Origin of the sequence: Delftia sp. JD2, from assembly GCF_001682645.1 — a bacterium.
GTDB classification, from domain to species: Bacteria; Pseudomonadota; Gammaproteobacteria; order Burkholderiales; family Burkholderiaceae_C; genus Comamonas; species Comamonas acidovorans.
Genome location: NZ_LFJT01000045.1, coordinates 40,410 through 53,332, shown reverse-complemented (window position 1 = coordinate 53,332; position 12,923 = coordinate 40,410). Strand labels below are relative to the sequence as shown.

The window sequence follows — 12,923 nt, the reverse complement described above, 5'->3', positions numbered from 1 at the left end:
TTCTTATCGCGCGATAAGAAAGTAGGTCGGCCGCCGGGCCGAAACCCGGCCTCGAAAAACAACCACCCGGCAGGGACAAATCCAGCGAAAGAATCAAAGCACAAAGAGTCACCGCGAAGTCCGCGTATGACTCACATTGGCATCCACAGTCCCAAACACCGTCACCCCACTGCCACTGGACGCCTGGCTCCCCGAAACATCCCCAGGCACGCCGCCCGCACAGCCAGCCAGCCCCACACTCAAGGCCACCAGCACCATCGCGGCCAGCCCACGCATGCCGTACTTCATCGCAATCTCCTTCATCTCCGGCACAACCGACCGGCACAGCCCATGTTAGCCGCGCCAACCCGCCGCCCCGTGAGCGAAGGTAATCAACCTTCCAGGTAAAGCGCAGCCAGCCGCTCGCGTGCAGCGCTGTCGATGCCCAGCGCATCCCGCAGATACCCCTGCATTCCACCGAAGTCGGCCCGCACCATGTCGGTGGCCGCCGCCAGGTAGGACGCCTGCACGCGCCACAGCACATCCATCACCTCGGCCGGCATGGGAGCGAAGGTGGTGGCGGGGCGCTGGTAGAGCTGGTTGGTCAGCAGGTAGTCCTGCATCACGGTGTCCTCGTCCACGCCCAGCGCGGTGAGCAGCAGGGCGGCGGCCCAGCCCGTGCGGTCCTTGCCGGCCGTGCAGTGGAAGACCAGCGGGTCCTGGCTGTCCAGCAGCAGTTGGAACAGCTGTGCAAAGCGTGGCGCGTAGTCGTGCACGAAGCTGCGGTAGGTGTCCTGCATCAGCTCCTCGGCATGGGCGGCCGTGAGGTCGTTGCCTGCGGCAATCAGGGCGCTGGCGCGCTGCACCACGGTGGGCTCGACGATGAGCGCATGGCGGGCAATGCCCGGCCATTCGTAGGCCAGGTGGGCGCTTTCCATCTTGCCCCGGAAGTCCGCGCTGCGTGCGAGCTTCAGGCCCTGCAGCACGTCCAGGTCCGCTGCGCTGAGGCCCGCCAGGTGGTCTGCACGGAACAGCGTGCGCCAGCGCACGCGCCGGCCATCCAGGCCCGTGTAGCCACCGAGGTCTCGGAAGTTGGAGGCGCCGTCCAGGCGGATGGAGCGCGAGGGCGCCAGGGAGGAAGCAGCGGCGGCAGCCGCTGCCGGGGTGAGCATTTCGGTATCCATGCCCGCTAGATTAGCCCAAGCATGTGTTGCCCCCATGTCAGGCCGGCGACCCGCTGGTGTAGAGCTCAAACACTGCCCTCAAAACTGGCGCGCCCCAAAGCCAGGGACACCGAGGAAGGGCAGCCCCGCACCGAGGGTGTCGTCCCCCTCCCTCGCGGAGCGAGTAAAGAGGGGGAAGGCGCGTAAGCGCCTCAGGGGGTGAGATGTTTCCCCACGATGCCAGCCAGCTCGAACATGTTCACGCTGTCCTTGCCGAAGACGGGGCGCAGCTTGTCGTCGGCGCGGATGACGCGCTTGTCCTTGGGGTCCTGCAGGTTCTGGGCCTTGACGTATTCCCACAGCTTCTTGACCACTTCGGTACGCGCCACCGTGCCTTCGCCGATGACGGCGGCCAGGGCCGCGCTGGGCTGCAGCGTGCCGGCAGCCGGCTTGCGCGCGGTCTTGGTGGCGGTCTTGGTGGCCGTCTTTGCCGTGGTCTTGGCCGCGGCTTTCTTGGCAGGCGCCTTCTTGGCCGGCGCGCTCTTGGCGGCCGCCGTCTTGCGCGGAGGGTACTTGCTGTCGCGCTGCTCGAACTCGAAGTTCACCTTGCCGGCCGCGCCATCCCAGACCAGGAAGGCCTTGAAGCTGCGGCGCGTGCGGTTGGAGACGAACTTGTCCAGCAGGTCGGTCTTGCCGGTCTGCAGCAGCTTTTGCATCTGCTCGCGCTCTATGGGCTGCTGCAGGATGATCTGGCCGCTCTTGAAATCGCAGCTGGGCGTGGCCTGGGCCAGCGTGGGCACGGCCTTGGCGCAGACGTAGTTGCTGCCGTGCTCGAAGACCGGCGCGCCGCACTTGGGGCAGGGGCCCAGCGATTGCTGGCTGGCAAAGTCCACCAGCTCGCCCGTGTCTTCGGAGGCGGCGTCGTCGCCGAAGTCGAACTCGAGCTTGTAGTTGCCGCCTTCCTCATCGTGCACGATGGTGACCTCGGCCACGAAGGGCCAGCCGGCCTTGGAGCGAAAGCCGTCCAGCGGGCCCAGGCGGCGGTCGCGCAGCAGTTGTTCGGCCTCGGCCGTCTCGAAGGTGCGGCCTGCAGGCGACTTGGTGAACGAGAAGCCACAGCCCGCGCCCTGTCCGTCGCTGCCCGTGCAGCCGTAGCGGCGGTAGTTCTCCTTGACCACGCCGCCGCAGTTGGGGCAAGGCGTGGACAGGGTGGCGTAGTCGCCGGGCACGGTGTCCCGGTCGTATTCCTTGGCCTTCTTGACCAGCTTTTCCGTCATGGACTGGATCTGCTGCATGAAGGCATCGCGCGAGAGCTGGCCCTTTTCCATCTGGGCCAGCTTGTACTCCCATTCGCCGGTGAGGTCGGCGCGCGAGAGTTCTTCCACGCCCAGGCCGCGCAGCAGCGTCATGAGCTGGAAGGCCTTGGCGGTGGGAATCAGCTCGCGGCCTTCGCGCAGCATGTACTTTTCGGTCAGCAGGCCTTCGATGATGGCCGCGCGCGTGGCAGGCGTGCCCAGGCCCTTTTCCTGCATGGCCTCGCGCAGCTCGTCGTCCTCGACCTGCTTGCCGGCGCTTTCCATGGCGCCCAGCAGCGTGGCTTCGGAGTAGCGCGCGGGCGGCTTGGTCTTGAGGCCCTTGGGATCGACCTGGCCGGCGCGCGGCTGCTCGCCGGGCTGCACCGCGACCAGGGGCTGGCCCTTGTCGCCGTCCTTGCCGCCTTCGACCTCGTTGGCGGCCTCCTTGCCGTAGATGGCCAGCCAACCGGGCTTGACCAGGATCTTGCCTTCGGTCTTGAAGCTGTGCTGCTCGACCTTGCTGATGCGCGTGGTCACCTGGTGCTCGGCGCTGGGGAAGAACACGGCCATGAAGCGGCGCACGACGAGGTCATAGAGCTTTTGCTCGGCCTCGGACAGGCCGCTGGGCGCCTGCGTGGTCGGGATGATGGCAAAGTGATCCGACACCTTGCTGTTGTCGAAGATGCGCTTGGTCGGGCGCACATAGTTCTCGTCCAGCGCCTGCTGGGCAAAGGGCGCCAGGTGGCGCATGCCGCTGCCGGCCAGCATGGCGAAGGTCTGGTGCGCCACGGGCACGTAGTCCTCGGGCAGGGCACGCGAGTCGGTACGCGGGTAGGTCAGGGCCTTGTGGCGCTCATACAGGCTTTGCGCCAGCGACAGCGTGGTCTTGGCCGAGAAGCCGAACTTGCCGTTGGCCTCGCGCTGCAAACTGGTCAGGTCGAACAGCAGCGGGCTGGCCTGGGACGTGGGCTTGGACTCCTCGGTGACCTGGGCCGGCTTGCCGCGCACGGCGTCGGCAATGGCCTGGGCATCGCGCTGGTTCCAGATGCGGTCGGCGCGCGCTTCGGCGTCTTCGCTCTTCTTCCATTGCGTGTCGAACCACTTGCCCAGGTACTGGCCGGCCTGCGCATCGAAGGCGGCATGCACTTCCCAGTAGTCGCGGCTCACGAACTTGCGGATCTTTTCCTCGCGCTCCACCACCAGGGACAGCGTGGGCGTCTGCACGCGGCCCACGGTGGTCAGGAAGAAGCCGCCATCGCGCGAATTGAAGGCCGTCATGGCGCGCGTGCCGTTGATGCCCACCAGCCAGTCGGCCTCGGAGCGGCTGCGCGCTGCGCTGGCCAGGCCCAGCATCTGCGCGTCACTGCGCAGGTTCTGGAAGCCGTCGCGGATGGCCTGCGGCGTCATGGACTGCAGCCACAGGCGCTTGACCGGCTTGCCCAGGCCCTTGCCGTCGGGCTTGGCGCCTGCGGCGTACTGCTCGATCAGGCGGAAGATCAGCTCACCCTCGCGGCCCGCGTCGCAGGCGTTGATGAGTTCGGTGACATCCTTGCGCTTGGCCAGCTTGACCACGGCATTGAGCCGGCTCTTGGTCTTGTCCACGGGCTTGAGGTCGAAATACGGCGGAATCACCGGCAGGTTGGCAAAACTCCATTTGCCGCGCTTGACGTCGAATTCCTCGGGCGCCTGGATTTCCACCAGGTGGCCCACGGCGCTGGTCACGACGTAGTGCTCGCTCTCGAAGTATTCATCGTGCTTGTCGAATTTGCCCGCCACCGGAGTCAACGCGCGGACGATGTCCTGCGCGACCGAAGGCTTCTCAGCAATCACCAGGGTCTTTGTCATTGTGTGTACTCGTCATTCCCCACAGGACCTGCATGTCGCAGCCTGCGCTTCTACAATCCATGGCTCACGCGTGTACGTACGTGTACGCGCACGCGCATGTGTGCCTATTCAAGTTATCAGAGAAAACATGCCCCGCACAGCTTTGGCCCCTTCCGGCGGCCGCCGTATCCAGACCCGCCGCTCGGGTGTCCATGGCAAGGGCGTCTTCGCCGCGCAGGATCTTGCCGAAGGCGAGGTCCTTGTCGAGTACGTAGGGGAAATCGTCAGCTGGCAGGAAGCCCAGGACCGGCATCCGCACGACCCCAGCCAGCCCAACCATACCTTCTACTTCCACGTGGACGAAGACCGCGTGATCGACGCCAACTACGGCGGCAACTCCTCGCGCTGGATCAACCACAGCTGCGCTCCCAATTGCTACACCGATGAGCGCGATGGCCGGATTTTCATCGTCGCGCTGCGCAACATCGCCGCCGGCGAGGAGCTGAGCTACGACTACGGCCTGATCATCGACGAACCCTACACCAGGAAGCTGAAGGCCGAGTATCCATGCTGGTGCGGCGCGGCCACCTGCCGCGGCACGCTGCTGGCGCCCAAGCGCGGCTGGCGCCCGCCCATGCCCGGCGATGCATTGCCGGCCAGCGCAAAGCCGGCATCGGAACAATCTGAAAAGACAAAGCGGGCCAAAAAGCAGCAGGTCAAAGCGGAAAAGCCTTTGGAAAAGCCCTTGGAAAAGGCCCCCCAAAAGCCAAGGAAAAAATCCCGCACATCCTCCACAAAGGCCGGCGCATGATGGCATCGTCCCCCATTCACTGGCCTGCGGAATCGCTGTGGCAAGCCATCGAGCCGCAACTGCCGGGCTTTTCCGTGGAAATCGTGCCCAGCATCGGCTCGACCAATACCGAGCTGATGGCGCGTGCCCGCGATGGCCGCAACGAACCCGTGCTGCTGGTGACCGAAGTGCAGACCGCCGGCCGGGGCCGGCTGGGCCGCCAGTGGACCAGCGGCGTGGGCGATTCGCTGACCTTCTCGCTGGGCATGCCGCTGGCGCCTGCCGACTGGTCCGGCCTGTCGCTGGCCGTGGGCCTGAGCGTGGCGCAGAGCCTGCAGCCGCAATTGCCCGCCCCGGGCTCGCAGCGCCCGCGCATCGGCCTCAAATGGCCCAACGACCTGTGGATCGACGGCGACCGCAAGCTCGGCGGCATCCTGATCGAGACGGCCAGCTTTGTCGGCAGCGCCGCGCATGAGCCCGGCACGCCGCGCTACGTGGTCGTGGGCATCGGCCTGAATGTGCGCCCCCGCCCCGGCGACGGCATGCGCACGCCCCCGGCCAGCCTGCTGGAGCTGGACGAACGCCTGGACGCACCCACCGCCCTGGCCTGTGTGCTGCCGGGCCTGGTCTCCGACATCCAGACCTTTGCCGCCCAGGGCTTTGCGCCGCTGGTGGAGCGCTTTGCCCAGCGCGACCTGCTGCGTGGCCGCGCCGTCAATCTCAGCGATGGCGAAAGCGGCACGGCCGAGGGCGTGGGCCCCGATGGCGCGCTGCTGGTACGCACGGCGCGCGGCCTGCAGGCCATCACCAGCTCGGAAATCAGCGTGCGCCCGGCTGCTGTAGGCTAGGGCGGGTGACTCATCACTAGGGCCCAAGAAACGACATGCTGCGAATCGCCTTCCTGCTGCTGGTGCTGGCCAATGCCGGCTACTACCTCTGGAACCACGGCCAGCTCCAGGCCCTGGGCCTGGCACCGCCATCCCAGACCGAGCCCGAGCGCCTGGGCCAGCAGGTGCGCCCGGAGGCGCTGAGCCTGCTGAGTGTGGACAACGCGCCGGCCCCCTCCTCGGCCACCCCGGCCACGGCTCCTGCATCCCTTGCGGCTCCTGCGGCACCCGCAGCACCTGCGGCCCCTGCCAGTGGCGAGGAACCCGCCGCACCGGCTCGCCCCGAGAAAGCCGCGGGCCAGCCCACCAGCTGCCTGGTGGCCACGGGCATCGAAGACCGCCATGCCGAGGCGCTGCGCCGCGGCCTCATCGCCCAGGTCGCCAGCGACCAGTGGGACCTGAGCAGCACGCACCAGCCGGGCCGCTGGATGGTCTACATGGGCAAATTCCCCGATGCCGAGTTCCTGGAGCGCAAGCGCGCGGAACTGCGTGCACGCAAGATCGACTTCGACCGCGCAGGCGGCGCACTGGAGCCGGGCCTGTCGCTGGGCCGCTTCTCCTCCGAGGAAGCGGCCACGCGCGAGCTGACCAACGTTGCGCGCCAGGGCGTGCGCACGGCCCGCGTGGTGCAGGAGCGCCCCGACATCACCCTCTACACGCTGCGCCTGCCCCAGGCCACGCCCGCGCTGCGCAGCCAGGTCGAGTCCATGGGCGGCAAGGCCTTCGAGGGCAAGCCGTTCAGGCCCTGCTGAGCCCCGCCAAGGGCACGATGAAAAAAGGCCCGCGATCCTGTGATCGCGGGCCTTTTGCATTTCACTCGCAGGGGCTTCAGAGCGTACGCGGATCGGTGGCCATCAGTTGCTCCACCAGCACCTTCAGGTCGGTGGTCAGGCGCAGGTAGCCGGCCTGGTCGAGATCCAGGGTCTGCTCGTTCATGTAGAGCTTGCGGTTGATCTCGATCTGGATGCTGTGCCGGTGCTCGGCGGGCTTGCCGTAGCGGCGCACCAGCTCCACGCCCTTGTAGGGATGGTTGTAGTCCACGCTGTAGCCGCGCTCGCGCAGGAAGGCGCAGATGCGCTCGGACAGCGCCGGGCTGGCCGTGCTGCCGTCGCGGTCGCCGATGACGAAGTCGGCATGGACCAGGCCCGGGTGCAGCGTGGCATGGCTGGCTGCGACGGAAGGCATGGAGTGGCAGTTGATATGGATGCTGTAGCCATGGCGCGCATGGGCGCCGTCGATGGCGCGCTCCACGGCGGCGTGGTAGGGCTTCCAGCAGCGCTCGATGCGCTGCAGCAGTTCAGCGGCGGGCAGCTGGCGGTCATAGATGGGCACGCCCTCATCGGTGAACTTCCAGATCAGGCCCTTGCCCAGGCGCACCTTCTGCAGCACGACCTGGTCGGTGGTGACGGGCAGCGGCCACTCGCCCTCGATCATGGTGGTGTCGATCTCGGTGGTGTCGCGGTTGGCATCCAGGTAGATGCGCGGGAAATGCGCCTCCACCCAGCTCACGCCCAGGCCCGGCGCAAAGGCGTAGATCTTCTCCACATGCGTGTCCTCGGCCTGGCGCAGCGTGGCCAGCGGCAGGCAGGAGCCGAAGTCCGCCGGGTAGACCGTGCCGCTGTGCGGCGAGTCCAGCACCACGGCACTGGCGCCGGCAACGCTGGTGACCATGGGCAGCGCGGCATCGGCCGCGCCGGAGCCTGCCGCGCCGGGCAGGGATTGCAGGAAGTTCTGACTGATCAGTCGCAGGACGGGATGCATGAGGAAGTGGTCTATCTCGGTTACGCATTGCACCGCTGCGCTGCGGCCAGCCCGCCATGAAACTGGCGCGTCCCAGGCCAGGGACGCCGAGCAAGGGCCGCCCCGCAGCGAGGGCGTCGTCCCCCTCCCGCGAAGCGAGAGAGGGGGAAGGCGCGAAGCGCCTCAGGGGGAGCCTTTAATCCAGCTGGATCTGGGCCGTGGCGGCAATCTTCTTCATCTTGGCGACTTCGCTGGCGATCTGCTTGGTGAAAGCGTCGCTGCTGGTGCCGGAGATGTACAGGCCCTGGGCCGCCATGCGCTTTTGCACGGCCGGGTCCTTGAGCGCGGCCGCGATGGCCTTCTGCACGCGGGCGATCTGCTCGGGCGGCGTGCTCTTGGGGGCCACCAGGCCGAACCACGAAGGATCATTCAGGTCGGCATGGCCGGCTTCGGCGTAGGTCTGCACGTCGGGCAGCACGTCCAGGCGCTCATGCCAGGACACGGCCAGGGCCTTGACCTTGCCGCCCTTGATGTGGGGCAGCGAGGAAGCCACCTGGTCGAAGTACACGGGAACCTGGCCACCGAGCACGTCGTTGATGGCCGGGCCTGCACCGCGGTAGGGAATGTGCTGCATCTCGGTGCCCGTGCTCTTCATGAACTGGGCGCCCCACATGTGGCCGATGGTGCCGTTGCCGGGGGTTGCGAAGCTGACCTTGCCGGGGTTGGCCTTCAGGTACTTCACGAACTCGGCGAAGTTGTTGGCGGGCACCAGCTTGGGGTTGATCACGATCACGCCAGGCGCCTTGACGATCTCGGTCACGCCGACGAAATCGTTGATGGCGTCGTAGGGCAGCTTCTTGAACACGGCAGGGTTCACGCCGTGCGTGGACAGCGTGGCGATGCCGAAGGTCACGCCGTCGGTGGCACGCGCCACTTCGGCCATGCCGATGGAGCCGCCAGCGCCGGCCTTGTTCTCAATCACCACGGCCTGGCCGCCCAGCAGCTTGGGCAGCACGTCCTGCATGTTGCGCGGGACCATGTCGGTGGAGCCACCAGCAGGGAACGGAACGACGATGCGCAGGGGACGGGAGGTGTCCTGGGCGAAGGACATTCCAGGAACGACAGAAGAAGCGGCGATGGAAGCAAGGAAATGACGTCGTTGCATAGAATCTTTCTTACAAACAAGTTCAGATTAAAAGAAATCTGCTCACAAAAAAAGCAAATACTGTGCCTGTTAATATTCCAAACAGGAATACTTTCATCATATCCCTGTCATGAGTTTGCGCCGCCTCAACCCGCCCACGCATCTGCTGCGCGCTTTCTCCACCGTGGTGCGCTTCGGGGGCGTCTCGCGCGCGGCCGAAGCCTTGCACCTGACGCAAAGCGCAGTCAGCAAGCAGATCCAGGAGCTGGAGAAATGGGTGGGCGTGCCGCTGTTCGAACGCGAGCGCAAGCGCTTGAGGCTGACACCCGCGGGCGAGCGCTATGAGCGCGCAGTGCGCGCCCTGCTGGGCCAGCTGGAGGCAGCCACCCTCGAACTCATCACCAGCGATGACAGCCGAGGCGCGCTGCACCTGTCATCGCTGCCGACTTTCGCGGCCAAGTGGCTGATCCCCAGGCTGCCCCAGTTTCAGCAGCGCTATCCACAGATCACGCTGCACTTTGTACCCTACGTACACAGCTACCAATTTGACAGTCCGGGGCTGGACTGCGCAATTTTGTTTGGCGACGGGCACTGGAATGGCGCGCATGCCCACTACCTGGTGGGCCGCCAGGTGGCGCTGATCGCACCGCCACGCGGCGCGGGCCCCGAGGCACGCATCACCACCCCCCAGGACGTGGCGCGCTGCACCCGGCTGCGCCATGTGACCATTCCCGATGCCTGGGCACGCTGGAGCGAGGCCCATGGCGTCAACGGCATCAGCCCCCTTGCGGGCCCGCAGTTCGACCAGTTCCAGACCATCATCCGCGCCGTCATGGCCGGCATGGGCATCGCCCTGGTGCCGCGCTGCCTGGTGCAGGACGAGATCGCGGCCGGCCTGGTGAACGAGCCCCTGCCCCAGCACGGCTACCAGAGCGCACTGGGCTACTGGCTGTGCTATCCGGCCGACCGCGCCAACCACGGCACCCTGGGCATCTTCCGCAACTGGCTGGTGGACCATGCCGCGCAGACGCCGGGACGGATCGCGGTGGCGCCTGTGGCTCCCGGGGAATCTGCGGCAGCCGGGGAAGCCCCGCCACCTATGCCGCAGGCTTGGGCGACGGCGGCGAGCGCAGCGCCGTGAAGCGCACGCTGAAGCGCGCACCCGGCGGCTGCTGGCCAGGATGCGCATCTTCCAGCACCACCTGGGCGCCATGCTGGCGCGCGATCTCCAGCACGATGGGCAGGCCCAGGCCCGAGCCATCGGCCTCCGAGCCCAGCACGCGGTAGAACGGCTGGAATACCAGTTCACGCTCGGCCTCGGGCACGCCGGGTCCAGAATCCTCCACCTGCAGCAACAGGACCTGACCGAAGGGATCGGCCAGCACGCGTACCGTGACCATGCCGGGCCGGCTGCTGCTGGAAGGCGTGTAGTTGATGGCGTTGTCCACGAGGTTGCGAACCAGCTCCGTCAGCAGCGTGGCGTTGCCCTGCAGCCAGACGCCCGTGGCCGATGACTCGGCGCCGTCGTATCCCAGGTCCACATGCTTGTCCATGGCGCGCGGCAGGCAGTCGCGCACCACGTCGGTGACGATGCGCACCAGGTTGCAGGGCTGCATGGCCAGGCCGCGGCCCACGCCGGCGCTCTCGGCGCGCGCCAGCGCCAGCAACTGGTTCACCGTGTGCGTGGCACGGATGCTGGAGCGCGCAATCTGTGCCAGGGACTGCCGCAACTCCTCCGTGCTCACGCCCTCGCGCTGGGCCAGTTCGGCCTGCATGCGCAGCCCGGCCAGCGGTGTCTTGAGCTGGTGGGCCGCGTCGGCCAGAAAGCGCTTTTGCGTGGCCAGCGAATCACCGAGCCGACCCAGCAGGTCGTTGACCGAGTCCACCAGCGGCACGACTTCCAGCGGCACGTCCTTGTGGTTGATGGGCGAGAGGTCCTCGGGCCGGCGCGCGCGGATGCGCTCCTCCAGCCGGTGCAGCGGCTTGATGCCGCGCGCCAGCGCCAGCCACACCAGCAAGGCGGCCAGGGGCAGGATGACGAACTGGGGCAGCATCACGCCCTTGATGATTTCCGTGGCCAGCACGCTGCGCTTTTCGCGCGTCTCGGCCACCTGGACCAGGGCCTGGGGCTCGTCGGGCAGGGGCATGCGCACCCAGACATGAGCCACGCGCAGGTCAATGCCGCGAAACTCCGCATCGCGCAGCTGCACGGCCCCGCCGGTCGGTGCACCGCCGGGCGATAGATCGCCGGATGGCGGATCGTCGGACTCGGGCGGCAGCGGCAGATCGCGCTCGCCGGCCAGGTATTCGCCCTTGACGCCCAGCACCTGGAAATACACGGTGTCCGACTCGTCGGCGCGCAGGATTTCGCTGGCCGATTGCGGCAGGTTGAACAGCACCTTGCCCTGCTGCACCATCACCAGCTGCGCCAGCGCCTGGGCGTTGTACTCCAGCGCACGATCGAACGGCTTGTTGGCAAGGCCCTGGGCCACCAGCCAGGTCAGCGCCAGGCTCACGGGCCACAGCAGCAGCAGCGGCGTGAGCATCCAGTCAAGGATCTCGCCGAACAGTGAGCGCTGTTCACGCTGGAAGATTTTCATCGGCGGGCAGCCCTCACGACGGGTTCACGGCCCCGTGGCATCCGCCACTATGCGCAGGCAAGCCAACCCGGGCCTGACAGCCAGGGCAGCGGCCTCAGGAAGCGATCTTCTCAAGGCAGTAGCCCAGGCCGCGCACGGTGGCGATGCGGATGGGGCCGCGCTCTATCTTCTTGCGCAGGCGGTGGATATAGACCTCGATGGCGTTGTTGCTGACCTCGTCGCCCCATTCGCACAGGCGCTCGACCAACTGATCCTTGCTGACCAGCCGGCCCGCACGCTGCAGCAGCACTTCCAGCAGGCCCAGCTCGCGCGCCGACAGCTCGACCATCTTGCCGTCGATGGTGGCCACGCGGCCGGCCTGGTCGTAGACCAGGGGACCATGCTTGATGGTGCTGCTGGCGCCACCCATGCCGCGCCGCGTGAGCGCGCGCACACGCGCCTCCAGCTCGGACAGCGCAAACGGCTTGGCCATGTAGTCGTCGGCGCCGTAGTCCAGCCCCTGCACGCGCTCTTCCACGCTGTCGGCCGCCGTGAGGATCAGCACCGGCAGCGCATCGCCCCGGCCGCGCAGCTTCTTGAGCACTTCGAGCCCGTGCATCTTGGGCAGGCCCAGGTCCAGGATGAGCAGGTCGAACTCGCTGCTGGTCATCAGCGCGGTATCGGCCTCGCTGCCGTTGGCCACATGGCTGACCACGGCGCCCGAGCCGCGCAGGCTGCGCAGCAGACCATCGGCCAGGACCTGGTCGTCTTCGGCAATCAGAATGCGCATGGGGTTGTCTCCTGAAATACAGACGCGCTCTGGATGTTGGAAATGCGCGTCTTTGATTCCTAGGATTCTAGGATGCGCCCCGCCCCACGGGCAGGGACCTTACCCGAGTGAGCCGCCGCCCGCATAGGCCTCCAGCCCCAGCGCCACCACGGTGGCGATGTCGTCGCCGACTTCCTCGCGGAACTCGGCCTCGGCCTGGGAAACGGCGTCATGGAAGGCCTGCAGCCATGCCAGGCCCGCAGGCGTGAAGCGGATTCGGCGTGCGCGCGCATCGCGCTCGTCGCTTTCGCGCGTGACCAGGCCCCAGGCCTCGCACTGGGCCACCAGGTCGCCCATGGACTGCTTGGTCATGCCAGCGCGCTCGGCCAGGTCGGTGAGCCTGTCGCCAGCCAGTGACAGATGCCGCGTGATGTGGATGTGGGCCGCACCCACCTTGTCGCGCGCCGCAAGATTGGACAGCGCCAGCGGCACCTCCACATCGCGCGCCATGAGCTGCAGCACACGCGCGTCGAACCGCCGCATGGCATGGCCGAGCAGGCGGCCCAGGTGGGTCTGGCGCCAGGCGTCGGCGGGCGGCGTGACGGGGGAAAACTCACTCATGGATGCATTGTGGAGGCAAATCCAACAAGTCAGGAAAACTGACTAAAAACACCCACAAAACAAACCAACAAGCCCATAAACTACTGTTCAAGCATCCAGCCTGAATGCAAATACAGAGCTGAAACCCCAGCC

At 66.9% G+C, this 12,923-nt stretch carries 11 protein-coding genes; 4 read left to right on the top strand and 7 right to left on the bottom strand.

The features are described from left to right. Nucleotides 1–371 precede the first annotated feature (371 nt). The gene (locus tag ACM14_RS21535; protein WP_013804569.1) at nucleotides 372–1,151 is read right to left on the bottom strand and encodes a tyrosine-protein phosphatase; all 780 of its coding nucleotides are present in this window, start codon (nucleotides 1,149–1,151) and stop codon (nucleotides 372–374) included. A 203-nt stretch (nucleotides 1,152–1,354) separates the two neighbouring features. After that, a complete protein-coding gene (locus ACM14_RS21530) occupies nucleotides 1,355–4,282 on the bottom strand; it encodes a DNA topoisomerase III (RefSeq protein WP_065347274.1) in 2,928 nt (975 codons plus the stop codon). A gap of 127 nt (nucleotides 4,283–4,409) precedes the next feature. On the opposite strand from ACM14_RS21530, the gene ACM14_RS21525 reads away from it, so the two are divergent. The 3 genes from ACM14_RS21525 to ACM14_RS21515 are packed head-to-tail and all read left to right on the top strand — an operon-like array spanning nucleotide 4,410 to nucleotide 6,690. Continuing rightward, nucleotides 4,410–5,072, top strand: coding sequence for an SET domain-containing protein (locus ACM14_RS21525; RefSeq protein ID WP_065347273.1), 663 nt, complete (start codon nucleotides 4,410–4,412; stop codon nucleotides 5,070–5,072). Then, entirely contained in the window at nucleotides 5,069–5,899 is an 831-nt protein-coding gene (locus tag ACM14_RS21520) for a biotin--[acetyl-CoA-carboxylase] ligase (protein WP_012202814.1), read from the top strand. Before ACM14_RS21525 ends, ACM14_RS21520 begins: the two co-directional genes overlap by 4 nt. Nucleotides 5,900–5,934: 35 nt before the next feature. After that, on the top strand, nucleotides 5,935–6,690 hold the full coding sequence (locus ACM14_RS21515; RefSeq protein WP_065347272.1) for a sporulation protein: 756 nt from the start codon (nucleotides 5,935–5,937) through the stop codon (nucleotides 6,688–6,690). Between the two features lie 76 nt (nucleotides 6,691–6,766). Here the strand turns inward: ACM14_RS21515 and ACM14_RS21510 are convergent, their stop codons facing one another. Both ACM14_RS21510 and ACM14_RS21505 read right to left on the bottom strand, forming a co-directional pair. Next, complete coding sequence (locus ACM14_RS21510; RefSeq protein WP_065347271.1) at nucleotides 6,767–7,699, bottom strand: N-formylglutamate amidohydrolase; 933 nt, start codon at nucleotides 7,697–7,699, stop codon at nucleotides 6,767–6,769. Nucleotides 7,700–7,874: 175 nt separating this feature from the next. Next, entirely contained in the window at nucleotides 7,875–8,843 is a 969-nt protein-coding gene (locus tag ACM14_RS21505) for a tripartite tricarboxylate transporter substrate binding protein (RefSeq protein ID WP_012202811.1), read from the bottom strand. A gap of 109 nt (nucleotides 8,844–8,952) precedes the next feature. Here ACM14_RS21505 and ACM14_RS21500 point away from each other — a divergent pair, with 109 nt between their 5' ends. After that, the gene (locus ACM14_RS21500) at nucleotides 8,953–9,963 is read left to right on the top strand and encodes a LysR substrate-binding domain-containing protein (protein WP_013804575.1); all 1,011 of its coding nucleotides are present in this window, start codon (nucleotides 8,953–8,955) and stop codon (nucleotides 9,961–9,963) included. Here ACM14_RS21500 and ACM14_RS21495 read toward each other — a convergent pair. The 3 genes from ACM14_RS21495 to ACM14_RS21485 form a co-directional block, all read right to left on the bottom strand. Continuing rightward, nucleotides 9,920–11,422: a sensor histidine kinase gene (locus ACM14_RS21495; RefSeq protein ID WP_065347270.1), complete on the bottom strand. Its 1,503-nt coding sequence runs from the start codon at nucleotides 11,420–11,422 to the stop codon at nucleotides 9,920–9,922. The genes ACM14_RS21500 and ACM14_RS21495 overlap by 44 nt on opposite strands. 94 nt (nucleotides 11,423–11,516) lie before the next feature. Continuing rightward, nucleotides 11,517–12,191: a response regulator transcription factor gene (locus ACM14_RS21490; RefSeq protein WP_012202808.1), complete on the bottom strand. Its 675-nt coding sequence runs from the start codon at nucleotides 12,189–12,191 to the stop codon at nucleotides 11,517–11,519. Nucleotides 12,192–12,290: 99 nt separating this feature from the next. After that, nucleotides 12,291–12,791 carry a MarR family winged helix-turn-helix transcriptional regulator gene (locus ACM14_RS21485; protein WP_012202807.1) on the bottom strand — a complete coding sequence of 167 codons (501 nt, stop codon included), beginning with the start codon at nucleotides 12,789–12,791 and terminating at the stop codon, nucleotides 12,291–12,293. Nucleotides 12,792–12,923: the final 132 nt, after the last annotated feature.